Source organism: Nonomuraea turcica (assembly GCF_030718205.1).
Classification (GTDB): domain Bacteria; phylum Actinomycetota; class Actinomycetes; order Streptosporangiales; family Streptosporangiaceae; genus Nonomuraea.
The window spans coordinates 100,123-122,927 of sequence record NZ_JAUZQF010000002.1 but is presented as its reverse complement, the minus strand read 5'-3'; the positions used below and the strand labels follow the sequence as shown (position 1 = coordinate 122,927).

Annotated in this window: 19 protein-coding genes; 9 read left to right on the top strand and 10 right to left on the bottom strand. The window is 70.5% G+C overall.

Going from position 1 to position 22,805, the window contains the following annotated elements; all coding sequences use genetic code 11:
* Positions 1–2,241: a hypothetical protein gene (locus Q9G87_RS06310; RefSeq protein WP_305915245.1), complete on the top strand. Its 2,241-nt coding sequence runs from the start codon at positions 1–3 to the stop codon at positions 2,239–2,241.
* Here the strand turns inward: Q9G87_RS06310 and Q9G87_RS06305 are convergent.
* The 6 genes from Q9G87_RS06305 to Q9G87_RS06280 are packed head-to-tail and all read right to left on the bottom strand — an operon-like array spanning position 2,213 to position 8,508.
* Positions 2,213–3,865: a serine/threonine-protein kinase gene (locus tag Q9G87_RS06305; RefSeq protein ID WP_305915244.1), complete on the bottom strand. Its 1,653-nt coding sequence runs from the start codon at positions 3,863–3,865 to the stop codon at positions 2,213–2,215. The genes Q9G87_RS06310 and Q9G87_RS06305 overlap by 29 nt on opposite strands.
* Positions 3,855–4,643 (bottom strand): HAD family hydrolase, encoded by a 789-nt coding sequence (locus Q9G87_RS06300; protein WP_371825741.1) that lies wholly within the window; start codon positions 4,641–4,643, stop codon positions 3,855–3,857. The genes Q9G87_RS06305 and Q9G87_RS06300 overlap by 11 nt, the downstream gene beginning before the upstream one ends.
* Positions 4,633–5,706 carry an ABC transporter ATP-binding protein gene (locus Q9G87_RS06295; RefSeq protein ID WP_305915243.1) on the bottom strand — a complete coding sequence of 358 codons (1,074 nt, stop codon included), beginning with the start codon at positions 5,704–5,706 and terminating at the stop codon, positions 4,633–4,635. Before Q9G87_RS06295 ends, Q9G87_RS06300 begins: the two co-directional genes overlap by 11 nt.
* Positions 5,703–6,545 (bottom strand): ABC transporter permease, encoded by an 843-nt coding sequence (locus Q9G87_RS06290; protein WP_305915242.1) that lies wholly within the window; start codon positions 6,543–6,545, stop codon positions 5,703–5,705. The genes Q9G87_RS06295 and Q9G87_RS06290 overlap by 4 nt, the downstream gene beginning before the upstream one ends.
* Positions 6,533–7,357 (bottom strand): ABC transporter permease, encoded by an 825-nt coding sequence (locus tag Q9G87_RS06285; protein WP_305915241.1) that lies wholly within the window; start codon positions 7,355–7,357, stop codon positions 6,533–6,535. The genes Q9G87_RS06290 and Q9G87_RS06285 overlap by 13 nt, the downstream gene beginning before the upstream one ends.
* Entirely contained in the window at positions 7,354–8,508 is a 1,155-nt protein-coding gene (locus Q9G87_RS06280; protein ID WP_305915240.1) for an ABC transporter substrate-binding protein, read from the bottom strand. Before Q9G87_RS06280 ends, Q9G87_RS06285 begins: the two co-directional genes overlap by 4 nt.
* 112 nt (positions 8,509–8,620) lie before the next feature.
* On the opposite strand from Q9G87_RS06280, the gene Q9G87_RS06275 reads away from it, so the two are divergent.
* From Q9G87_RS06275 to Q9G87_RS06255, 5 genes are all read left to right on the top strand, one after another.
* Positions 8,621–9,388, top strand: a complete 768-nt coding sequence (locus Q9G87_RS06275) for a GntR family transcriptional regulator (protein ID WP_305915239.1) — start codon at positions 8,621–8,623, stop codon at positions 9,386–9,388.
* 58 nt (positions 9,389–9,446) lie between these two features.
* Positions 9,447–9,713 (top strand): DUF6504 family protein, encoded by a 267-nt coding sequence (locus Q9G87_RS06270; RefSeq protein ID WP_305915238.1) that lies wholly within the window; start codon positions 9,447–9,449, stop codon positions 9,711–9,713.
* Positions 9,713–13,324 carry a DNA polymerase III subunit alpha gene (locus tag Q9G87_RS06265; RefSeq protein WP_305915237.1) on the top strand — a complete coding sequence of 1,204 codons (3,612 nt, stop codon included), beginning with the start codon at positions 9,713–9,715 and terminating at the stop codon, positions 13,322–13,324. The genes Q9G87_RS06270 and Q9G87_RS06265 overlap by 1 nt, the downstream gene beginning before the upstream one ends.
* A gap of 130 nt (positions 13,325–13,454) precedes the next feature.
* On the top strand, positions 13,455–14,639 hold the full coding sequence (locus tag Q9G87_RS06260) for an AAA family ATPase (protein ID WP_305915236.1): 1,185 nt from the start codon (positions 13,455–13,457) through the stop codon (positions 14,637–14,639).
* 6 nt (positions 14,640–14,645) lie between these two features.
* Positions 14,646–15,284: an RloB family protein gene (locus tag Q9G87_RS06255; protein ID WP_305915235.1), complete on the top strand. Its 639-nt coding sequence runs from the start codon at positions 14,646–14,648 to the stop codon at positions 15,282–15,284.
* A gap of 28 nt (positions 15,285–15,312) precedes the next feature.
* On the opposite strand, the gene Q9G87_RS06250 is transcribed toward Q9G87_RS06255, so the two are convergent.
* Together Q9G87_RS06250 and Q9G87_RS06245 are read right to left on the bottom strand one after the other, a co-directional pair.
* Positions 15,313–16,023 carry a DUF4328 domain-containing protein gene (locus Q9G87_RS06250; protein ID WP_305915234.1) on the bottom strand — a complete coding sequence of 237 codons (711 nt, stop codon included), beginning with the start codon at positions 16,021–16,023 and terminating at the stop codon, positions 15,313–15,315.
* A 46-nt stretch (positions 16,024–16,069) separates the two neighbouring features.
* On the bottom strand, positions 16,070–16,717 hold the full coding sequence (locus Q9G87_RS06245; protein WP_305915233.1) for a response regulator: 648 nt from the start codon (positions 16,715–16,717) through the stop codon (positions 16,070–16,072).
* Between the two features lie 91 nt (positions 16,718–16,808).
* Here Q9G87_RS06245 and Q9G87_RS06240 point away from each other — a divergent pair, with 91 nt between their 5' ends.
* A complete protein-coding gene (locus Q9G87_RS06240) occupies positions 16,809–17,486 on the top strand; it encodes an ABC transporter ATP-binding protein (RefSeq protein WP_305915232.1) in 678 nt (225 codons plus the stop codon).
* A gap of 43 nt (positions 17,487–17,529) precedes the next feature.
* On the top strand, positions 17,530–19,467 hold the full coding sequence (locus Q9G87_RS06235) for an FtsX-like permease family protein (RefSeq protein WP_305915231.1): 1,938 nt from the start codon (positions 17,530–17,532) through the stop codon (positions 19,465–19,467).
* Positions 19,468–19,509: 42 nt separating this feature from the next.
* Here Q9G87_RS06235 and Q9G87_RS06230 read toward each other — a convergent pair whose 3' ends face one another.
* Positions 19,510–20,511: an LLM class F420-dependent oxidoreductase gene (locus Q9G87_RS06230; protein ID WP_305915230.1), complete on the bottom strand. Its 1,002-nt coding sequence runs from the start codon at positions 20,509–20,511 to the stop codon at positions 19,510–19,512.
* A 115-nt stretch (positions 20,512–20,626) separates the two neighbouring features.
* Between Q9G87_RS06230 and Q9G87_RS06225 the strand changes: the two genes are divergently transcribed.
* Positions 20,627–22,033 carry a sulfatase family protein gene (locus Q9G87_RS06225; RefSeq protein ID WP_305915229.1) on the top strand — a complete coding sequence of 469 codons (1,407 nt, stop codon included), beginning with the start codon at positions 20,627–20,629 and terminating at the stop codon, positions 22,031–22,033.
* A 61-nt stretch (positions 22,034–22,094) separates the two neighbouring features.
* Here Q9G87_RS06225 and Q9G87_RS06220 read toward each other — a convergent pair whose 3' ends face one another.
* Positions 22,095–22,796 carry a FadR/GntR family transcriptional regulator gene (locus Q9G87_RS06220; protein WP_305915228.1) on the bottom strand — a complete coding sequence of 234 codons (702 nt, stop codon included), beginning with the start codon at positions 22,794–22,796 and terminating at the stop codon, positions 22,095–22,097.
* Positions 22,797–22,805 lie beyond the last annotated feature (9 nt).

The window sequence follows — 22,805 nt, the reverse complement described above, 5'->3', positions numbered from 1 at the left end:
GTGAGCGTGACGCAAGAGCGCCAAGTGACCTGTGAGACAGTCCCGTCCTCGCCGGCGTCACCTCCTGCCCAGCCGGCGCATCGCCGGTTTCGGGGCAAGAACAAGACCCGCGCCTGGAAACGCGACAAGGACCAGCCGGTCTCGGTGATCCGCTTGCCTCTGATCGTCGACGACCCGCAGACTCGCGACCGGGTCGAGCAGTTGTTTGCCGCCGCTTGGTCGTTGAAACGGGCATTGCAGCGTGACGCCCGCGCCCGGGTCGACGCTTACTGGGCGGGCACCTGCCGCCGCAAGGCCGACCCTAAGGAGTGGCGGACCACGCTCGGGCTGACCCGCACCGCTCTGGAACACACCGCTTACGCCCATCTGGACAACTCCGGGCATCTGCTGCACCACCTGACCAAGGCTCTCGCCCTGCACCTGGCCGACGAGGTGTGGACCGGGGTGGACCGGCACCTGTCCGCCGACAGCAGCGGCAAACGCGCCGGGCGGCCGAAGACCGGTTCGTTCTGGACGTTTACCCGCATCCCCGGCCGGGCCCGCTCCCACACCACGGCGCGTAAATGGGAGACCTTCCGCCTGCACGGCACCCTGGACGGGCATCTGGCCGCTTACCCACACCCAGACCTCATCTCCCACCTGACCCCCGTATCCGGGTCGGCGCCAGAGGCGGGGGCGGGGGTGGCAGCGGCGCTGGCGCTCCCGCCGAGGGCCTCGGTGCTCGCCCAGCCGCGGCGCCTTCGCCCGCCGAGTGCCCCCACCGGCCGCATCACCCTCACAACCACATCGAGCACAGCCACCACGAGCACCAATACCACCGGGAGCGTGACCACGGGGAGAACCCGTACCCGGCCCGCGTCCTGGTGGGACCACACCGGCTCCCTGACCATCGTCTACACTGGCGGACCGCGCGGTGGCCGCGGTGACCTCGTGCTGCCCGTCCGCCTCCCCCAGGGCGCGGGACGAGCGCCCTACCTGGCCCACTACCTGAACCGGCCTGAGCTGTGGCACAAAATCGACCTCGTCCGCCGCCGCCACCCGTCCGCGCCCGGCGGCTGGACCTATGAGGCCCATCTGATGATCCTCGACACCGGATATGCCAGCCCGGCCACCCGCCAGCGCCGCGCGCAAGCGGCGGGGCTGGATCGGCGGGCCGGGATCGACGGCAACGTCTCCAACCTGTCGATCGTCTCCGCCCCCGCCACCGGTAACCCGGATGACGGGCCCCTGCACGCCAACCAGGTCACGCTCACCCCCGCCGAACACGCCCGCCTCGCCCACGATCTGCGCAAAGCCAAACGGCGCTCCCGGGCCCTGGATCGCTCCCGCCGCGCGAGCAACCCTGACCGGTACGAGCCGTCCAGACAGCAAGCCAAACGCGCTCGCCGCCGCCAAGAGGCCGGCCTGCCCGCCCGCCACATCGCCCTCCCCCGTGGGGCGCGGGTGGCGACCGCGGCCGGGAAACCCCGCAACGCCTACCACACCGACACCCTGTCGGCCGGCTACCAGCGTCTGCGCGGCCGGCACGCGGCCGCCGCCGCCACCCGGACGGCCGCCCGCAAAGCCCGAGCCCGCCAGGTCGCCGCCGACCTTGTCGCTCTCCACGGCCCCCGCCTGGTCGTCGAAGACTGCGACATCCGCACCTGGTTCCGCCTGTGGGGCCGGTCGGTCGCCGCATTCACCCCCGGCCAGCTCATCGCCGCGATCGAACGGGAAGCCATCGCGGCGGGCGGCACGCTGCTGCGCGCCTCCACCATGACAACCGCCATGTCGCAGCACTGCCCCTGCGGCGCCCGCGTCCCCAAATCGTTGCGGGAACGCACCCATGCCTGCCCCGCCTGCGGCCTGACCGCACCCCGCGACCTGATCTCGGCGCTGCTGGCCTCCTGCGTCACCCACAGCGACCCGGCCGACCCGGCCACCGCCCGCGTCGACTACTCCCACGCGGAGCGGCTGCTCACCAGCTACACCACGCGAGGGCTGCAAGAAGCCCTGTCCGAGTCAACCGCGATCGACCCCACCCCCACCACCGCCGTCTCGACGGTGGCGGACGCGGGTCACGCGGCAGCCACCCCCACACCCCACCACGGGGAACGGGCACGGCCTCTGCTCGGCGAAATTCCGCAACCCGTGCCACGCCGACCCCGGATGAGACCCCACCCGCACCCCACGGGCCGGGGACCACGCCGGACAGACGTGCCCGCGGACCGGACTATCTCTCCATTACGGGATAGCTCTTAGGACTCCTCTTTCCGCCGCGCAGCTCGAAGTCATCGAACGTGGTCTTCAGCACCGAGTCGCTGCCCTTCGGCGTGCGCGCGAACAGGCCGACGAACCCGTTGCCGATGCCGTTGGGATCGTCCACCTCGTGGATCTGCTTGTCGTTCACCCACATCGTCAGCCGCACGGCCGACCCGCGCTGCTCGCAGGAGGCCACGATGCGGACCGGTTTGCCGATCACGTCGTCGACCGGGACCGGCTGGGCCAGCGTGCCGCCCGCCCCGTCGACGATGCGCCGGATCCTGGCCATCCCCTTCGTGTCGAGCCCGAACTCGTAGTAGGTGTCGTCATCGTCGGAGTTATGGCAGTAGACGCCGTATTCGCCGGTGCCCGACGATCGCTTGACGTCGGCGGTGACGCCGACGACGACGCTCGAGGGCAACATCGGGGTCGGCGTGGCCGAGGGATCGGGCGTGGTCGTGGGCGTGGCGACGAGGAAGGGGATGGGCGCCTTCGCCCACCGCTCCTCGTAGCCGTTCTCCACATCCAGCCCGTACGTGCCGTCGGTGCGGTAGCCGTAGCTGCTGGACGCCTCGGGATCGTAGGTGCCGCTCCAGCCGCCGGAGGTCTGGGTGAAGTCCTCCGCGTAGAGCACGCCCAGATCGGGTGGGCCGCTCGGGCCGAGCACGCTCCAGGCGGCTACGCCGGCGCCCGCCAGGAGGACGGCGGCGCCCGCGACAGCCCCGTACAGCTTGCCGCGGCCCGCCTTCTTCTCCGGCCGGACCTCCGTGTACGCCGCGGTGGCCTGCTGCCAGGCCACCTGCACGGTGTGCGCGGCCTGCTCAGGGCCGGCCGACCGCCCGACGAGGTGGTCGAGCAGCTGCTGGGCGGTGGGCCGCGTGGCCGGGTCCTTGCGCAGCGCCGCCGCGACCAGCTCGCGCAGGCCGGGGTCGACGGCGTCGAGGTTGGGCTCGGTGTTGAGCACCTGGTAGACGATCGCCGGCAGTGTGTCCCCGCCGAAGGGGGCCCGCCCGCTGGCGGCGAAGGCGATCAGGGATCCCCACGAGAACACGTCGCAGGCCGGCGAGACCGGGTCGCCCCGCAGGACCTCGGGCGCCATGTAGCGGGGCGTGCCGATCAGCTCGCCGGTGCCCGTGACACCGCCCAGCGTGTCGAGCGCCCGGGCGATGCCGAAGTCGATCACGCGCGGGCCGACCGGGGACAGCAGCACGTTCGACGGCTTGAGGTCCCTGTGCACCACTCCGGCCCCGTGGATGGCGGTGAGCGCGGTGGCCACGCCGACGGCCAGCGCGTCCAGGCTGGAGCCGCGGAGCGGGCCCGACTGGCGTACGGCCTGCTCGAGGTTGGGTCCTGGCACGTATTCCGTGACCACGTAGAGCTGGTCGCCGTCGAGCGCGGCCTCGAGCACCGCGGCCGTGCAGAACCTGCGCACCCGCCGCGCGGCGTCGGCCTCCCTGCGAAAGCGCATGCGGAACTGCTCGTGCTGGGTCAGCTCGGGGTTGATCACCTTGACGGCGACCTGCTGCCCGGCGGGATCCTCGGCGAGATGGACCGTGCCCATCCCGCCTCGGCCCAGCACGCTGAGCAATCTGTAGCGCCCGATGTGGGAGGTTTTACCACTCACGGCGGGCAAGCTTACCGACACGGCCCGGTTCGGCGCAGACCCCTCGTACGCGGTCGAGCGACGGCAGGCCGTTCCCCGGCTCCACCACGAGCACGCGGCACCCCGCCTCCCTGGCCGACGCGACGCCTACCGGGCTGTCCTCGACGGCGACGCAGCGTGCCGGAGTCGCGCCGAGCCGCCGGGCGGCTTCCAGGTAGGGGTCCGGGTGCGGCTTGCCGCGAGCCGTGTCCTCGTTCGTGATCACCAGGTCGAACGCGTGGTCCAGGCGGGGGAGCACCAGATCGACCACGCGCCGCGGGGAGGCGGTGACCAGCGCCGTCGGGATGGCGGCGGCGGCCAGGCCGTCGAGGAGCTCGCGGGCGCCGGGCATGAGCGTGACATCCGCCGCGACCCGGTCGGCGAAGGCGTCGGTCAGCCGCCCGGCCACCGCGCCGAACGCCCGCCCGGCCGTGTCGTCCGGGATCGCGCGTCGGGGCACATCGTCCGGGATCGGGGGCCCGGGCGGTTCGTCCCGCACCAGGTAAGCGGCCACGTCCTCGACTGTGTGACCGTGCACGTGCGGCACGTCGGCCGGGCTCAGGCGGCGGCCGAGGGACTCGGCGACGGTGGCGGCCGCCTGCCACCACAGTCCCTCGGTGTCGACGAGGGTCCCGTCCATGTCCAGCAGCACAGCGTCCGGCCCACGCCCTGCGGGCTCGGCGGGGGGCGAGCTGGGCTTGGGGGCCGGGAACGGAGCGCCGGGCCGGTCAGGTCGGCCGCCGCCGGGGTCAGACGGCATCGGCGGCCACGACGGGTACGGGGACCGTGACCGTGCGGGCGGCCACCAGCACCGGCCGCTCCACCAGTCGGACCGCGACCCGCGTGCCGGGCCCGAGCGTGGCGGCCTCGTGCCCGGGCACGTCCGCGAGGACCTCCCCGCCCTCCACCGCCAGCCGCAGCCGTACGGAGGCGCCGCGGAAGGACGCGGTGACCACCTCGGCGGCCCCGTCCTCGTCCGGGACGACCCGCACCGCTTCCGGGCGGATCAGCACGTCCACGGACGGATCCGCGGGAATGGCCCCGTCCACGGGCAGGAGCTGCCCGAGCACGGACACCTGATCCCCGGTGACGTGCCCGGCCAGGTGGTTCATCGTGCCGACGAACTCCGCCACGAACGGCGTGGCCGGCCGGTCGTAGACCTCGGCCGGCGAACCCACCTGTTCGAGCCGCCCGTCACGCAGCACCGCCACCCGGTCGGCGACCGACAGGGCCTCCTCCTGGTCGTGGGTGACGAAGATGGTGGTGATGCCGAGGTCCAGTTGGAGGCGGCGGATCTCCTCACGCAGCGCCACACGTACCTTGGCGTCCAGCGCCGACAGCGGCTCGTCCAGCAGCAGCACCCGCGGCTCCAGGGCGAGCGCGCGGGCCAGGGCGACGCGTTGCTGCTGCCCGCCGGACAGCTGGTGCGGGTAGCGGTCGGCGTGCTGGGGGAGCCCGACGAGCTCCAGCAGCTCGTCCGCCTTGGCGTGCCGCACCGCCGCGGGCGCCTTGCGTACCCGCAGGCCGAAGGCGACGTTGTCGCGGGCGTTGAGGTTGGGGAAGAGGGAGTAGGACTGGAAGACCATGCCCGCGTCCCGCTTGTTGGCGGGGACGTTCGTGATGTCCTTGCCGTCCACCAGCACCGCGCCCGAGTCCGGCCGCTCGAAGCCGGCCACGCACCGCAGCGCCGTCGTCTTGCCGCAGCCCGAGGGCCCGAGCAGGGCGACGAACTCGCCGGGCGCGATGATCAGGTCGAGGCCGTCCAGCGCGACCGTCTTGCCGAACTCCCGCCGGAGCCCGCGGAACTCCACCGATGCGGTCATTTCTGTTTCTCCCTACCGAAAACGGTGGACACGGCCAGCAGCAGCAGCCAGATGAGCAGCAGGCTGAGGATCGACACGGCGACCGAGAGCTGCCCTTCGGACCCGCTGACGGTGACGATCCACACGGCGAACGGCGCGTACCCCAGGAGGCTGGCGACGGTGTACTCGCCCAGCACCAGCGCCAGCGTCAGGAACGACGCGCTGGCCAGGGCCGAGCGCAGGTTGGGCACGACGACCCGGAACAACACCTGCGGCCACGAGGCGCCCAGATTGCGCGCCGCCTCGACCAGCGTCCGCACGTCCATCGTCCGCAGCCCGGCGTCCAGCGACCGGTAGACGAACGGCAGCACCAGCACCACGTACGCCAGCACCAGGACCACGGGGAACCCTGGATCCTGCACCGCGATGATCGTGCCCCAGAACGGCGTCGGCGCCAGCACGTCGGTCCCCACCCGCAGCGACGTCCCCATCCCGGCGACGAACGTGATCGGCGGCACCACCAGCGGCAGCGTGCAGAGCACCTCCATCACCGGCCCCAGCCGCGGCGCGAACAGCCGCACGGCCAGCATCGCGGGCAGCGACAGCAGCAGCACCAGCACGATGGTGGCGGCCGCCAGCCCCAGCGACAGCAGCAGCGACCGCACGAACCCGTCGGCCGTCAGCAACTCCCCGTAGGCGGACAGCGACACCCCTTCGACGGGTGTGTAGACCGTGTACCAGAAGGAGGCGCCGAGCGGGATCAGGAAGTAGGCGGCGCCCAGCAGGAACACCACGCCACGCCAGACCCGAGGCCGCGCGGAACCCCCGGAGACCCGCTCCAGCCCGGTCAGTGCAGCCATCGGGAGCTCCTCCTCTGCAGCGGCAGGTAGATCGCCATCACCAGCCCGGCCACCACGATCATGTCGAGGCTGAGCGCCAGCGCGATGTTCTCGTAGCCGATCAGCACGTCGCCGGTGAGGGCGCTGGCGATCTTCAGGGTGACGAGCGGCACGACGGTGCCGACCATGGCGTTGGCGGTGGCGTACGCGGAGAAGGACGACCCGAACAGCAGCACCACCCCGCCCAGCATGGACGGCGTCAGCACCGGCAGCGCCACGAAGCGCCAGTAGTGCCAGGCGGTGGCGCCGTTGTTCGCGGCCGCCTCGCGCCACTGCGGCCGCAGCCCGTCCAGCGCCGGGGCCATGACCAGCACCATCAGCGGGATCGAGAAGTAGAGGTAGACCACGACCAGGCCCCAGAGCGTGTAGAGCGAGCCCGACGGCAGCCCGATCAGGCCGCTGACCACGCCCGAGTTGCCGAGCGTGGCGATCCAGAAGAACGCCAGCGGCACCCCGCCGAAGTTGGCCAGCACCCCGGAGGCCGTCAGCACCGCCTCCCGCAGCAGCGTGAAACGCGAGGTCACGACGGCGTAGGCGAGGAACGTGCCCAGCACGGCCCCCAGCAGCGCGACCACGGCCGACAGCCGCACGCTGCCGATCATGGCGGTGAGGTAGCCGCCCTGCAGGCTCTGCGCCAGGTTCGCCAGACTCGGCCGCCCCTCAGCGGTGAACGCCCCCGCCACCAGAGCGATGGCGGGGACGCCGAAGACGAGCGCGAAGAACGCCAGGAGGGGCAGCGCCCCCAGCCAGCCCCGCGAACGCGACCGGCTCATCCCGAGATCGCGGCGTCCCAGCCGCTGGCCAGCTTGGCCTTGGCCGCGTCCACCTGCGCGGTCGTCGGGAACGTGGGCGAGCCGTCCACCGAGGGCAGCTTCTCGGCCAGCGCCTTGTCCGCGGTGCCGTCGGCGGTCATCGTCGGCAGCAGCACGGGGCGGGCGAAGCCCTTGAGGAACAGGTTCTGGCCCTCGGCGCTGTAGAGGTATTCCTGCCACAGCCTGGCCGCCGCCGGGTGCGGGGCGTCCTTGTTGATGGCCTGGGCGTACATCTGGAAGTACTTGCCGTCAGTCGGCACGTTGACCTTCCAGTCGATGCCCTTGGCCGTCATCTGGGGTGCGTAGGCGGCGTTGTTGTAGTCCCAGTCGATGCTGATCTGGGTCTCGCCCTTCTCGATGGTGGCCGGGGTGGTCTCGACCGGGTTGTAGTTGCCGGCCGCGTTCAGCTTCTTGAAGAAGTCGATGCCGGGCTGGATGTCGTCGAACGAGCCGCCGTTGGCCAGGGCGGCGGCGTACACGCCGGCGAAGGCCGAGCCCGCCTTGGTCGGGTTGCCGTTCATCGCGACCTTGCCCTTGTACTCGGGCTTGAGCAGGTCGGCGAAGCTGGTCGGGCAGGTGGTGATCTTCTTGGCGTCGCAGCCGATCGACACGTAGCCGCCGTAGTCGTTGACCCAGAGCCCGGTCGCGTCCTTCTGGCCCTCGGGGATCTTGTCGAACGTCTGCACCTTGTACGGCGCGAACAGCCCCTCCGCCGCGCCGCTGAGCGCGAACGACTGGCCGAGGTCCAGCACGTCGGGGGCGCGGTCCTGGCCCTTGCGGGTCTTCACGGCGTTGATCTCGTCGGCGCTGGCCGCGTCGGGGGTCTCGCTCTCGATCTTGATGCCGTACTTGGCCTGGAACTTCTCGATGATCTCGCCGTAGTTGGCCCAGTTCGGCGGCAAGGCGATGACGTGCAGGTTGCCCTCCTTCTTGGCCGCCTCGACGAGCTTGTCGAGGCCGCCGAAGTCGGCGGCGGAGGTGGCGGTGGCCGCGTTGACGCCGCCTTGTGACGCCTGGGTGGTGGCCTGGGTGCCGGGAGCGGCGCCGCAGGCCGCGGTGACTACGGTAAGGGCGGCGGCAACGCCGGCCGCGCGGGCGCGAGATGTGAACACAACGCCTCCACTGTGCAGGGGGTGTGGAAAGAAACTAGGGGAACTTGTACAAACAAGCGAGCACCAGTAAGTCGCATGAATGTTGCTCTTTCGTGAATGGGAGGGGGCGGACTTGGTTGCGCGCTATGAACTGATCGCCGATGAGCTGCGGGAGGAGATCCTCTCCGGCGCCTACCCGGTCGGTTCCCAGCTCCCCAGCGAGGCCGAGCTGGCCGGGCGCTTCGGCGCGGCGCGCGGAACCGTGCGGCAGGCGGTGGCCGTACTGCTCGCCGAGGGGCTGGTCGGCTCCAGACAGGGCGCCAGGCGCATCGTGCTCGGTGCCGCGCACAGCCAGAGCTTCGCCGAGCTGCACAGCTTCGCGCAGTGGGCGCGCGCGGGCGGCTACCGCTTCGGCGGCCAGGTGATCGAGCAGCACCGCCGCCGGGCGAGCGCCGCCGAGTCGGCCAGGCTGGGCGGTGGCGAGGTGCTGGAGGTGCTGCGTCTGCGCACACTGGAGGGCAAGCCCGTCCTCGTCGAGCGCACGGTGTACGCCGAGTGGGTGGCCCCGGCCGTCGAGGGGCTGCCCGCCGACTGCGAGTCGGTCACCGAGGCGCTGTACGAGGCGATCGGGCTCGTGTTCGCCTACGGCGAGCACCTCATCGACGCGGTCTCCGCCGGGGTCCAGGACGCCCGCCTGCTGGGGGTGCGCCGCGGCAGCCCGCTGCTACGCCAGCGCAGGACCACCACCACTCACGAGGGCCGCCCCGTGGAGACCTCAGACGACCGTTACCGCGCAGGCAGCGTGGCCTTCAGCATCCGCAACTCGATTGGCGCGAACCCGCTCGTGCGGCAGGCGATCGACTTGCGATCTAGGGCCGGAGAACATATGTTCGAGTTATAAGCGCCCGCCTTCCCCCGGGTGGCTCAGACAGAGGACCAGAGCCGCGGGGAGAAGCGACTTGAGCAGACTCTATGGCGATCCGATAGAGGTGTGGACCAGGGACGGGGAGCCGACCCAGTTCGTCTGGCGCGACCGGCTCTATCTCGTTCGCCGTGTCCTGGACCACTGGGTGGTCGCGCGCGAGTGGTGGAAGACCGGCGAGGGCGATCCCGGTGAGCGCCAGTTCTGGCGGGTGGAGGCCAGCCCGGGGCGCGAGGTCGGCTCCTACGAGCTGCGTTACGACACCGCCGGCAACGGCTGGCTGCTGCTGAGGGCGTGGGACTGATGGCGCCCCCGTTCCCGCACCTCAACGTGTGCTCCGCCTACTCCATGCGCTACGGCACCGCCTTCCCGCAGGCGCTGGTGAGCCGGGCGTCCGAGTTCGGCATGGACATCCTGGCGCTGACCGACCGCGACGGCCTCTACGGCGCCATCAAGCACGCCCTGGCGTGCGCCGCGGCCGGGATCGCCCCGGTGCTCGGTGTGAACCTGGCGCTCGCCACCCCGCCCCCGTCGCTGCTTCCCGGCATTCCCGCCCCCCGCCCCAAGACCGGGCCGAACGCCGAGGACCGGATCACCGTGCTGGCCCGTGGCCGCGGCTGGTCACGCCTGTGCCGCCTGGTCACGGCCGCTCACTACGCGGGCGAACGGGGCAAACCGGAGGTCACTCGCGAGCTGATCGGCGAATGGGCCGGCGAGGCCGGCGACCACGGGTTCGGCGCCGAGGACGGCCTGGTCGTGCTGCTCGGCCCCAGGTCCGATGTGGGCCGCGCGGTGGCAGAGCGGCGCGACGAGCAGGCCAGGACGCTGCTCGGCCTGTGGCGATCCACGGTGCCCGGCGTCGTGATCGAGCTGGTCGACCAATACGGCTACCGCGACGCCGGCACGGCCGTACGCATGCTCGGCCTGGCCGAGTCCATGGGCGTGCCCGCCGTGCTGACCAACGCGGCGCGCTACCTGGACCCGGCCGATCACCAGGTCGGCGACGTGCTCGACGCGGCCCGCCAGCTTGTCCCGCTGCACCCCCGACACCTCGAACGCACCACCTCGCACGCCTACCTCAAGAGCACCAAGGAGATGTGGCAGGTGGCGGCCAAGGTTTGCGGCGCGGACCAGGAGCGGGTGGCGCGGCTGCTGTACACGACCAGGCGGCTGGCCGAGGCGTGCTCGATGGAGCCGCTGGACCTGCTCGCGCTCCGCAACGACCCGCCGAACCTGCACCTGCCCGAGATCGGCCGCGACCCGGTGCCGCTGCTGCGCCACCGCGTCGAGGACGGGCTGATCAGGCGGGGCCTCGACCGCTCGGCCGACGCCGGGCGGCGTCTCCAGGACGAGATGGCCATCATCGAGAAGAAGCGCCTGTCCGGATATTTCATCGCCGTGGCCGGCATCACCGACATGATCCGCGGCATGGGCATCCGCTGCGCCATCCGCGGCTCGGGCGCCGGCAGCCTGGTCAACTACCTCATCGGCATCGGCGAGGTCAACCCGCTCGACCACGGCCTGCTCATGGAGCGGTTCCTGTCCGAAGGCCGCATCGGGCTGCCCGACATCGACGTCGACGTGGAGTCGGCCCGCCGCCTCGACTGCTACAAGGCCATCTTCGACCAATACGGCGAGGCCCGCGTGGCCTGCGTGTCCATGATGGAGACCTACCGGGCGCGCAGCGCCATCCGCGACGTCGCCGCCGCGATGGGCCTGCCCCCGCACGAGATCGACGCGGTCGCCAAGGCGTTCCCGCACATCAGGGCCAAGCAGATCACCGCGTCGCTGCACGACCTGCCCGAGCTGCGCGACAGCCGGCTCAACGAGGCGGGCCTGGACCGGGTGTTCCGGCTGGCGGAGAAGCTCGACGGCCTGCCCAGGCACATCGCGCTGCACCCGTGTGGCGTGCTGATCGGCAACATGGGGCTGCGGGACCGGACGCCGGTGGAGCGCAGCCTGCTGGAGTTCCCGATGTCGCAGTTCGACAAGGACGACGTGGAGGAGGCCGGGCTGCTCAAGCTCGACGTGCTGGGCGTGCGGATGCAGTCCGCGATGGCGTACGCGCTGAACGAGATCAAACGCGTGGACGACGTCGTGGTCGAGCTGGACACCCAGCGCGGCGACGACCCGGACATCCAGTACGTCCCGCACGACGACCAGACCACCTATGACATGATCTGCGCCGCCCGCACCCTCGGCTGCTTCCAGATCGAGTCGCCGGGCCAGCGGGAGCTGGTGGCCAAGCTGGAGCCGCGCACGCTGCACGACCTGATCGTGGACATCTCGCTGTTCCGTCCTGGGCCGGTCAACTCCGACATGGTCACCCCCTACCTGGAGGCCAGGCACGGGTGGCGGCAGCCGCGTTACCCGCACGAGCGGCTGCGGGAGGCGCTGAAGGAGACGCACGGCGTCGTGGTGTTCCACGAGCAGGTCCTGAAGATCATTTCGGAGATGACCGGGCGGGACCTGTCGTACGCCGAGAAGCTGCGGCGCACGCTCGACACGCCGGAGGGGCGCGCGCGGGTGCGCCGGGCGTTCGTCCCCCTGGCCCAGGCCAACGGCTTCGACGACGCGGCCGTGGAGCGGGCCTGGCAGGTGCTGGACGCGTTCGGGGCGTTCGGGTTCTGCAAGGCGCACGCGGCGGCGTTCGCGCTGCCCACATACCAGTCGGCCTGGCTGAAGCGGCACCACGCGGCGGCGTTCTTCGCCGGGGTGCTCACGCACGAGCCCGGCATGTACCCGCCGCGGGTCATCATCGACGAGGCCAGGCAGTGCGGGATCAAGATCCTGCCGCTCGACATCAACAAGTCGGGCAAGGACTGGCAGGTGGAGCGGCTCGGGCCGCGCGCCCGGGTCCGCGCGCGCTCTTCGGAAGGCCGGCGGGTGGAGTTCAGGATCGGGGAGATCGGCAAGGGGTACGCGCTGCGCGTGCCGTTCTCGGCGATCAAGGGGGTGAGCGAGGCGGAGGTCGAGCGGATGGTCGCCGGGCAGCCGTACACGTCGCTGGCCGACTTCTGGGACCGCGCCCGCCCCTCGCGGCCCACGATCGAGCGGATCGTCCAGGTCGGCGGCCTGGACGCGCTGCACGACCTGCACCCGGGCGGGCCGCGCTGGCGGCCCGGCGAGCTGACCAGGCGTGACCTGATCGCCCAGGTCGGCGCGCTGGAGCGGGCCTCGTCGAGCGGCGTGCGGTCCGGTCCGCGCACGTCCAAGCGCTACACCTCCGCGCGCCCTTCCCCGCCGGAGAAGCCCTCCGTACAGCTCCCGCTGGGCTTCACCGAGCACCTGCCGCCGGGGGAGTTGCCCGAGATGACGGAGGCGGAGATGGTCCAGGCCGAGCTGGAGATCCTCGGCATCGACGTCAGCCGGCACATCATCAGCTTCCACGACGAGCTGCTCGACCTGCTCGGGGTGGTACGTTCCAAGGATCTTCTCGCGCAGCGCAACGGGGCTGAGGTGCTGGTGGCGGGGGTCAAGGTGGCGACGCAGACGCCTGCCGTGCGCTCGGGCCAGCGCGTCATCTTCACCACGCTCGACGACTCGACCGGGCCGATCGACCTGACGTTCTTCGAGTCGGTGCAGGGGCGGTGCGCGGCCACCGTCTTCGGGTCGTGGCTCCTGCTGGCCAAGGGAGTGGTCCGGCGCACGGGCACGCGGGCGGTGTCGATGCGGGCGGTGGACTGCTGGAACCTGGCGGACCTGGACGCGCTGTGGCGCGCCCAGGGGATCGACGCGGTCCGCGCGCTGCTCGCCCAGGAGCACGAACAGTTGGAGGGGGTCAGCGGGCGCAGCATCGAATACCCCAACGGCTTCCGCCTGTCGCCCTACTCCGACCTCGGGCCGGCCATCGTCACGCCGCCCCGGCGACTGTGGCACGCCAGCCCGGGCAGCTCCGGCCCCTCAGCCGCCTGATCTCGCCGTGAACCGCTCGGTGCGGAGTGCTGGCACCCCTCTCGCGCTTACACGCCGACTTGCAGGGAATCTCTTCGTAGAGCCGCTTGAAAGTGTAAGGTGACAGCCGGTTCACCGTGGGGAGAAGGCCATGCTGCTGCGATTCAGGGTCGCCAATCACCGGTCGGTCCGCGATGAGCAGACCCTCTCCTTCATCGCGGCCCCGCGCCGGGGGGAGCCGGGACGGACGAAACCGTTGTCGGTCGCGGGAATCTATGGTGCGAACGCGTCGGGGAAGTCCAACGTTCTCGATGCCCTGCGGTGGATGAGCGACGCTGTCTCGTGGTCGCACACCCAGTGGGAGCCGACCGCAGGAATACCCAGACAGCCATATAAATTCTCGAAACCCGGGCTTGAGGCTCCATCGTTTTTCGAGATCGATTTTCTGCTCGATGACGTTCGCTATTCGTATGGCTTCGAGGTCGACGATGAGGCTGTTCTCGGCGAGTGGTTGAATTCCTTCCCTCACGGAAGGGTGAGAAAGCTCTTCGAGCGCACCAGCCCGACCGATGTATCCTTCGGGCGCGGACTCGGCGGAGAGCTGCAACGCATATGGCGGCTCACGCGCCCGAACTCGTTGTATCTCTCATGTGCGGCATCCAATAATCACCCGCTGCTGAGTGCCATCTTCAATGTGCTGGGAGGCCACACTCTCTTTGCCCGGCATGGCGAGCGAGACGAAAAACTTCGACTGAGCATTACGAGTGTGCTGCTGCACGGGAACGCTGCTCCGGAGCTCAACGAGCTGCTCCGGATAGCCGACCTGGGAATCGAGCAGGCCGAAATCGTGGAGACGACGTCGAGTTCGAAAATCGTCTTGCGCAGGCCAGGGCAACCTGTCCTCCTCGACTTGGAGGAAGAGAGTGCAGGAACCCGAGCTTGGCTGTCCCTGCTGGGTTACGCGCTGTTCGCACTCAGGACGGGCGGCGTTCTGGTTGCCGATGAGATCGACTCAAGTCTCCATCCCCTTCTGAGTTCGACGTTGATCCGGATGTTCAAGGACGCCGACATCAACGAGGAAGGAGCCCAGCTCGTCTTCGCCTCGCATGACACGACACTCCTCGGCTCTCTGCTGAACGACGAGATTCTGGCAAGGGACGAGGTGTGGTTCACCGAGAAGGAAGAATCCGGCGCCACTAATCTCTACTCACTTGCCGAGTTTCATACCCGACGGGATGAGAACATCGAGCGCGGCTACTTGCAAGGCCGTTATGGTGCGATGCCGTACCTCAACTTCGAGAACGTCCGCCAAATATTTCTGGAAAGGCGCCGATAGCAAGCCATGAGCCCCAGGCGTAGCCCCCCGCGCCTAGATCGAGTCGTCGGTCGGCGAGAGCCGAAGAAACGCGTTCTCATCGTATGCGAGGGTGAAGTAACCGAGGTCGAGTACTTTAAGGGAATTCGTGACTACTTTCGCTCCCTTCCTGTCGACATCCGAAATTGCAAGGTGGTCGGTCTCGGTCGGGATCCTGCGAAGCTGGTCGCGTACGCCCTGAGCGAGCGTGACAAAAAGGACCGGGAAGCGCGTGCTCAGCGGGACGCCAACATCGCCTACGACGAGGTGTGGTGCGTCGTCGACGTCAACGAACACAAGACTCTCGCGCAGGCTCTGATCACGGCGCGTAGAGGGCACGTCAACCTAGCGGTCTCCCTACCTTGCTTCGAGCTATGGATTCTTTATCACTTCGAAGACTGCGTCACCGCCTGTGACCATGTCAGAGTCGGGCGCAAGCTCAGGAACCACATCAAGGACTACGACAAGCACCTCGGCCGGGACTTTCCCTTCGCTAACCATGAGGTGGCACGGGAACGTGCCCGGAGGGCGGACCCGGAGCACTGTGAGCCCAACCGAAAAGGTCGAAACCCATCCACCAACGCATGGCTCGTCGTGGAGGTAATCCGTAATTCGGGTAAGAGTTGATCGGCGCAGTGCCGCACCTGGCGGCAGGTCAGCTGGTGCGGCCGAGCGGTGTGGAGCCTGGGGCTGGATGGGACTCGTGGGAGAACGTGCGGATGGTGGCGAGCGGAGAGCGGGCGGCACGCTGCAGCCGGGTCAGCTCCCGCACGGTGCACGCGCACAACACGGCCGCCACAGCCGCGCACCCCAGCTCCAGCACCCCCACCCCCGTCAGATCCCCGGCGGACGCGCCGAGCGGCAGCCGGACGGTGATCAGCGCGAGCATCGTCAGCCAGCTCAGCCACCACGCCGCGAGCAGCGACAGCCATCGCCCTCGCTGCCCCGCGGGCGGCCTCGCGCCCCGCCACACCTCGTCGACCAGCATCACGGGAGCGAACAGATTCATGCCGGGGATCAGCCACGCGGCCGCGACCGGACCTGTCGGGGCCGAGCGGTCGTTGGCCTGCCTGGCCCGCACCAGCCACGTCACGTAGGCGGCGCCCGCCGCGATCGACGTGCCCGCCACCAGCATCATCAGTAGCGCGAACACCGTCACGGCCCCCACGACCGCTTCCGCGTCGGCCCCGTGCGGCCGCCCGCCGAACTCGGCGAGCTGGGCGGCGAGCCGGTGCCCGCGGGTGTGTTCGAAGATCACGAGAGCGGCGAGGGAGAGGACCTGCGCGGCGAGCGTCACGTATACGGCAGAGGCGGCTCTCGTAGGCGATGCCTGGGTGTAGCGCACGATGTTCTCCCCCCGGGCCATGCGCTGAGGTTCTCATTCACTTCTATCCCGGGAGCCCCGTCGTTAATCAGCTCACCACGCCGGATTCCCACGCCCAAGCTGCGATTCCCACCCGATTTCTGACACCGAGCTTGGCCTGGATGTTTCCCAGATGCGTCTTGACCGTCGACAGGGACACGAACAACTCCGCGGCCACCTCCTGGTTCGTGCGTCCCCTGGCCACCAGCCGCACGACGTCCAGCTCGCGGTCGGTCAGCGGGTCGTTCGCCGGGATCATGGCCCGCCGGGGCTGGGTCAGATGCTGCAGCAGCCGAACCGTCACCGACGGCGACACCAGCGCGTCACCCGCCGCGGCCGCCCTGACCGCCTCGATCAGCAGCGTGGGCCCGCTGTCCTTGAGCAGGAACCCGGTCGCGCCCGAGCGCAACGCCCCGTACACGTACTCGTCCAGATCGAACGTCGTGACGATGACCACCCGCAGCGGATTGTCCACCCCTGGACCGGCCAGGATCCTGGTCACCTCGATCCCGTCGAGCTTGGGCATCCTGATGTCGAGCAGGCACACGTCCGGCCGCAGCCGCCTGGCCTCGGCGACGGCCTCGGCTCCGTCCGCCACCGCCGCGACCACCTCCATGTCAGATTGAGCGTCCAAAATCATCTGGAAGCCCGTGCGTACCAGTTGCTGATCGTCGGCGATGAGAACCCGAATAGTCACGCCCCAACTCTAGAGATCAGCCGTTCGGCCGATGGCGGTATGGACGCACGGCCGATCCCCCGCCCCCCGGCCCGCCGGAACCCTGTACGTCATGAACGATGTGCTTGTTGGAAGAGCCCTGACCAAACGGTTCGGGCAGACGGTCGCCCTGGGCGGCGTGGACATCACGGTACGGGCCGGTGAAGCCGTGGCGATCATGGGGCCGAGCGGTTCCGGCAAGTCGACCCTGCTCCACTGCCTGGCCGGGATCATGAAACCGGACGCGGGCGAGGTGCACCTGCTGGGGCAGCGCATCGACGCGATGGGCGAGCGGAAACGCAGCGCACTGCGCCGTACTCGCTTCGGTTTCGTCTTCCAGTTCGGCCAGCTCCTGCCCGAGCTGCCCGCCGAGGAGAACGTGGCGCTCCCGCTCATGCTGGGCGGCGTGCCCAGGGCCCAGGCGGTACGGCAGGCGCGCGCCTGGTTCGCGCCGCTCGGCCTGCACACGCTGGAGTCCAGGCGCCCGGGCGAGCTGTCGGGCGGCCAGGCGCAGCGGGTGGCGATCGCCAGGGCGCTGGTGAGCAGGCCGGCCGTGGTGTTCGCCGACGAGCCCACGGGTGCGCTCGACCAGCAGACCGGGCAGGACACGATGCGCCTGCTCGTCGAGGCCACGAAGCACAACGACGCCTCGCTGATCGTGGTCACCCACGACCCGAACGTGGCCGCCTGGTGCGACCGCACGGTCGAGGTCCGCGACGGCCTGCTCCTGGCGACCGGAGCACGCGCATGACCCGCGTACCGCACGGGACACGAGCGGCGGGCGGGAGGGCCGCGTGAACCTCGAGCTGACCTGGCGGCTGCTCAAGGGCGGCGGCCGCAGGGGCCTGCTGGGAACCTGGCTCACGCTGGGCGCGGTCGCCGTGTCCACGGCGCTGCTGCTGTTCGCCGTGGCCGCGAACTCCGCCTTCGACGCGAGGGCCGAACGCGGCGCCTGGCGCAACCCGGTCCCCGCCGCGTCGGGCGCGGTCGCGATCGAGGCGTCGCGCTTCGACTACGTGCGCGACCAGGTGATCACCGTGGTCGACCTGGCCGCCTTGAAACCAGGTGTGCCCGCTCCGCCCGGAATGCCGCGTTTCCCGCAGCCGGGCGAGGTGTGGCTGTCGCCCGCACTCGCCGAGCTGGCCAGGCAGCTCCCCGCCGACCAGCTCGCCAAGCGTTACCCCGACTCGCGCGGGATTCTCGGGGACGAGGCGCTGGTCCACCCGGACGAGCTGGTCGCGGTCGTCGGCCACGCGCCGGACGCGCTGGAGATGACCGCGCCCCGCAGCGATGACTGGATCATCGCCAAACCGCCGACCAGGGTGTCGGGCCTGGCCGGCACACCGAGCGAGGACGCGGAGGCGTACAAGGCGCTTGCGCTCGTCGCGAGCGTGCTCATGGTGGTGCCGCTGCTGGTGTTCGGCGGCGCCGCGGCCAGGCTCACGGTGGCCAGGCGCGACCAGCGCCTCGCCGCGCTCAGGCTGGTCGGCGCGACGCCGGGGCAGGTCGTGGCGATGACGGTGGCCGAGGCGATGATCGTGGCGCTGGCCGGCGCCCTCGCGGGCGCCGTGGCCTTCGCCCTGGCCGTGCCGTTGCTGGCCGGGATCGAGATGCAGGGCGGGCCGTGGTTCGCCGGCGACCTGTTCCCGAGCCCGCTCGTCCTCGCCGGGGTGCTGGTCGCGGTGCCGCTGCTGGTGGGGTTGTCGGCGGTGGCCGGGCTGCGCCGGGTCGTGGTGAGCCCGCTCGGCGTGGCCAAGCGGGAGACGCCGCCCGCCCTGCGGTTCGTACGGGTGCTCGTCCTGCTCGTGGTGCTGGCCGTCTTCCCGATGCTGACCAGGGGCACCAGTGTCGCGATCGTCGCCGTGGCGCTCGCCCTGGCGTTCCTGTGCGTCAACCTGGTCGGCCCCTGGGTAGTGGGCCTGATCGGCAGGATCACGGCGGGCACCGCACGCGGCCCGGCCCGGCTGCTGGCCGGCCGGAGGCTGGTGGACGACCCGCGCTCGGCCTGGCGCACGGTGAGCGGCGTCGCGCTGACCGGTTTCGTGGCGGGCTTCCTCGGCCTGCTCAGCCCGGACGCGATCACCGGGGATGCCGCCGCGCCTCCCCAGCTCCGCGTCACGGCGCCCGCCGGGCGGGTGGAGCAGGTGACCGAGCAGGCGCGCGAGCGGCTGGCGGCGGCGAAGGTGCCGGCCACCGTGCAGGCGTCGAAGCAGACCGTGGTCGCCGCCCTGGGCAGCTCCGCGGACGCGCCAACGGTGGACCGGGCGCGCACCGCGCTCGCCGGGCTCGTCCCCGGCCGCACGCCCACGACGGAGACCGACGACCAGCGGTTCGGCATCGGCATCCTGGCCGACGTCCGCGTGGGCACGATCGTCGTGCTGTCGGTGTCGTTCCTGGTGGCCATCGCCAGCGCGGGCATCACGGCCGCGTCGTCGATCCTGGACCGGCGGCAGACGTACGGGCTGCTGCGGCTGGCCGGCACGCCGCTGGAGGTGCTCGACCGGGCGCGGCGCGCGGAGACGCTCATCCCGCTGACCGTGATGGGTGGCGGGGCGATCCTGGTGGGGGCGTTCTGCGCCACGCCGTTCATGATGGGCCAGATCAGCGCGGTCGGGGTGATCACGCTGGTGACGTGCGTCGTCGCCGGGTTCGCCGGGGTGATCGGGGCGGGGGCCATGAGCAGGCCGCTGCTCAGATCGGTCACCGCCGACCCGGCTCCGCGCCCCGACTGACCCCGGACCCACGCCCCGGCCTCGCCCAGGACTGACGCGGTGCTATCCCAGGACGAGGTCGCGGATCAGCTTCAGCGAGTGCTCGTCGCGCGGTCCCATCACCAGCAGGCTCGTGACCGGGCTCTTGCGCCACGACTCGAGGCGTTCCTTGATCCGGCCGGGCGGGCCGACGAGCGAGATGCCGTCAGCCAGCTCGTCCGGGATCGCCCGGAACGCCTCGTCTTTCCGCCCGGCTAGGTAGAGCGCCTGGATGTGCTCGGCGGCCTCGGCGTAGCCCATCCTGCCGATGATGTCGGCGTGGAAGTTGCGGTGCTTGGCGCCCATGCCGCCGATGTACAGCGTGAGCATCAGCTTCACGCCGTCCAGCGCCGACCGCACGTCGTCGGAGACGATCACCATCACCATGGCGGCCACGTCGAAGCCCTCGGGGGCGCCCGCCAGCGACTCCCCGTACATTTCCTCGATCTTGGCGGGGAACGCGAACAGCGGCAGCCAGCCCTGGGCCACCTCGGCGGCCAGGGCGACGTTCTTCGGGCCCTCCGCCCCGAGATAGACGGGGATGTCCGAGCGGAGCGGATGCGTGATGAGCTTGAGCGGTTTGCCCAGGCCGCCCGCCAGCGGCAGCGGGTAATGCGGGCCTTCGCTCGTCACGGGCTCCTCGCGGCGCCATACCTTGCGCATGATCTCGACGTACTCACGCGTCCTGGCGAGGGGCTTGGCGAACGGCTGCCCGTACCAGCCCTCCACGACCTGTGGGCCCGAGGCGCCCACGCCGAGCAGCAGGCGGCCGCCGGTGAGATGGTCGAGGGTCATCGCGGTCATCGCCGTCGTCACGGGCGGCCTGGCCGAGAGCTGCGCGACAGACGTGCCGAGCTTGATGCGGCTGGTACGCGCTCCGTACCAGGCCAGCGGCGTGAACGCGTCGCTCCCGTACGCCTCCGCCGTCCACACCGAGTCGTAGCCGAGCCGCTCGGCCGCGAGCACTGTCTCGGTCGCGTCGTCGGCGTGGCGTTGCCAGTAACCCAACTGGAGCCCGAGCTTCATAGGACACCTCCGGAATTAAGTTCTATTACGGCTGTGGCGGGCGCGGGTGTCAATGGAGGATCTTCCGGGGAAGTCACACTCCGTGGTCAAGGGTCTCTGTCGCGTTGCCTGCCTTTTGCTCTCGCTCCTTCTGCTGCTCCCGGCGGCCGAGCCGCCTGCGGCCGCGAGCGTGTCCAGGCCGAACGTCGTCGTCATCGTGGTCGACGACCTCGAGGCGGGCACGCTGGCGTACTTCCCCAACATCACCCAGCACCTGGTGCGCGAGGGCGCCTCGTTCGACCGGTTCTTCGTGACGAACTCGTGGTGCTGTCCGTCCAGGGTGTCGATCCTGCGCTCCCAGTACGTCCACAGCCATGGCGTTCTCACCAATACCGCGCCGGAAGGGGGCTTCGACCGCTTCCATGCCCAAGGTCTGGAACGTTCTACTTTGGGGACGTGGATGCAGGGTGCCGGATACCGCACGGCGCTGATGGGCAAGTTCCTCAACCACTACCCCGGCCACGCCGCGGAGGAGACGTACGTGCCGCCCGGCTGGGACGAGTGGGCCGTGCCGGTGCGCAACCTCTACGAGGAGTACGGCTACCGGCTCAACGAGAACGGCGCGTTGGCCGACTACGGCTGGACCGAGGATGACTACCTCTCCAGCGTGCTGGCCCGCAAGAGCCGCGACTTCATCGCCGGGTCCGAGGGTCCGTTCTTCCTGTACCTGGCGCCGGTCGCGCCGCACCACCCGGCCAACCCCGCCTGGCAGCACGCGGGGGCGTTCCCGCTGGCCATGGCGCCGCGGACGCCGTCATTCAACCAGCAGGACGTGAGCGCGGAGCCGCTGTGGATGCAGAGCCTGCCCCTGCTCGACCAGTCGAGGATCGACGCGATCGACGAGCGTTTCCGCGCCCGGTTGCGGGCCATGCTCGGCGTGGACGACCTCGTCGGTGCCGTCGTCGAGGCGCTGCGGGAGGCCGGGCGGCTGGACAACACCTACATCATCTTCACCTCGGACAACGGCTTCCACCTCGGGACGCATCGGCTCGCGCAGGGCAAGACCACCCCGTTCGAGGAGGCGATCAAGATCCCGTTCGTGGTGCGCGGTCCGGGTGTCGCGCCGGGTTCCACGATCTCGCGCATGGGGGCCACAGTGGACCTGGCGCCCACGGTCGCTGAGCTCGGCAAGGCTGCGGTGCCGGCGTTCGCGGAGGGGCGCTCGCTGGTGCCACTGCTGCAGGGCCGGTCGCCGGGAGAGTGGCGCAAGAACGTGCTGGTCGAGTTCACCAGGCCGACCAACCGGGCGTCGGCCAAGCAGACGCCTGTGCCGGCTTATCAAGCGTTGCGGACCGATCGGTACACGTATGTGCGGTACGACACGGGGGAGCGGCAGTTGTACGACCTGCAGACGGATCCGTACCAGTTGCGGAACCTGGCGGGTAGTGCCGATCCCGCTTTGCTGGCCGGTCTCGATGGGCGGCTGGCGGGGATGGTGGCGTGCTCGGGGGCGAGCTGTAGGAACGCCGACACGCGGGAATGACACCCTCAGATCTCCGCCTGGCACGACAGTGACCGGATCCAGCATGGATCGTCCGGAAGCGTCAGCGGCCGCCCGAGAACAGCGACGGGTACGCGTGTGCCAGGTGCTCGGAGACGGCTCGGGCCGCTTCGTCCGCCTCGCCCCGTCCGATGGCCTCCAGGATGCGTACGTGGTCGGCGCGCAGGATCGACGTGTCGCCCAGCCGCTCGACCGCTTCGACCGCATACCTCCGCATCGAGTCGCGGAGCGAGCGCATGATGGCGGCGATGAGCCGGTTGCCCGACGCGTCCGCGATCGCACAGTGGAAGGCCGTGTCGTGCTCCACGAACTCCTCCGCCGTCCGCGCCTCGTCCATCCCGGAAAGCGCGGCGGCGAGCGCCGAGGTGTCGGCCCGCGCCGCGGCGGCGCGGGAGGCCGCCCACTGCTCGATCATGTGCCGGGTGTCGATCACCTCGCGCAGCTCCAGGCTCGCCAGCCCCAGGTGCAGCCTGAGCAGGTCCGTCAGCGCCGAGTCCGGGCGCGAGATCAGCACCGCGCCCGCGTCCGGGCCCCGGCCCACCTGCGAGGACACGACGCCGAGCGTCTCCAGCACGCGCATGGCCTCCCGTACCGATGAGCGGCTGACGCCGAGCTGCTCGGCGAGCTGGCGCTCGGCGGGCAGGCGGTCGCCGGCCGTCAGACCGTCCTCGGCGATGCGCCGCTCGATCTGCGCGAGCACGTCCTCGAACGTCCGCGTGCGCTTGACCGGCCGCCAGCCCTCCACAAGAGCCTC

Excerpts from the sequence above, each read along its gene's own strand:
- Q9G87_RS06290 (WP_305915242.1), bottom strand. The coding sequence starts at position 6,545 with ATGGCTGCACTGACCGGGCTGGAGCGGGTCTCCGGGGGTTCCGCGCGG.
- Q9G87_RS06230 (WP_305915230.1), bottom strand. The coding sequence starts at position 20,511 with ATGAAGCTCGGGCTCCAGTTGGGTTACTGGCAACGCCACGCCGACGAC.
- Q9G87_RS06260 (WP_305915236.1), top strand. The coding sequence starts at position 13,455 with ATGCTGCTGCGATTCAGGGTCGCCAATCACCGGTCGGTCCGCGATGAG.
- Q9G87_RS06255 (WP_305915235.1), top strand. The coding sequence starts at position 14,646 with ATGAGCCCCAGGCGTAGCCCCCCGCGCCTAGATCGAGTCGTCGGTCGG.
- Q9G87_RS06285 (WP_305915241.1), bottom strand. The coding sequence starts at position 7,357 with ATGAGCCGGTCGCGTTCGCGGGGCTGGCTGGGGGCGCTGCCCCTCCTG.
- Q9G87_RS06295 (WP_305915243.1), bottom strand. The coding sequence starts at position 5,706 with ATGACCGCATCGGTGGAGTTCCGCGGGCTCCGGCGGGAGTTCGGCAAG.
- Q9G87_RS06300 (WP_371825741.1), bottom strand. The coding sequence starts at position 4,643 with ATGCCGTCTGACCCCGGCGGCGGCCGACCTGACCGGCCCGGCGCTCCG.
- Q9G87_RS06265 (WP_305915237.1), top strand. The coding sequence starts at position 9,713 with ATGGCGCCCCCGTTCCCGCACCTCAACGTGTGCTCCGCCTACTCCATG.
- Q9G87_RS06240 (WP_305915232.1), top strand. The coding sequence starts at position 16,809 with ATGAACGATGTGCTTGTTGGAAGAGCCCTGACCAAACGGTTCGGGCAG.
- Q9G87_RS06250 (WP_305915234.1), bottom strand. The coding sequence starts at position 16,023 with ATGGCCCGGGGGGAGAACATCGTGCGCTACACCCAGGCATCGCCTACG.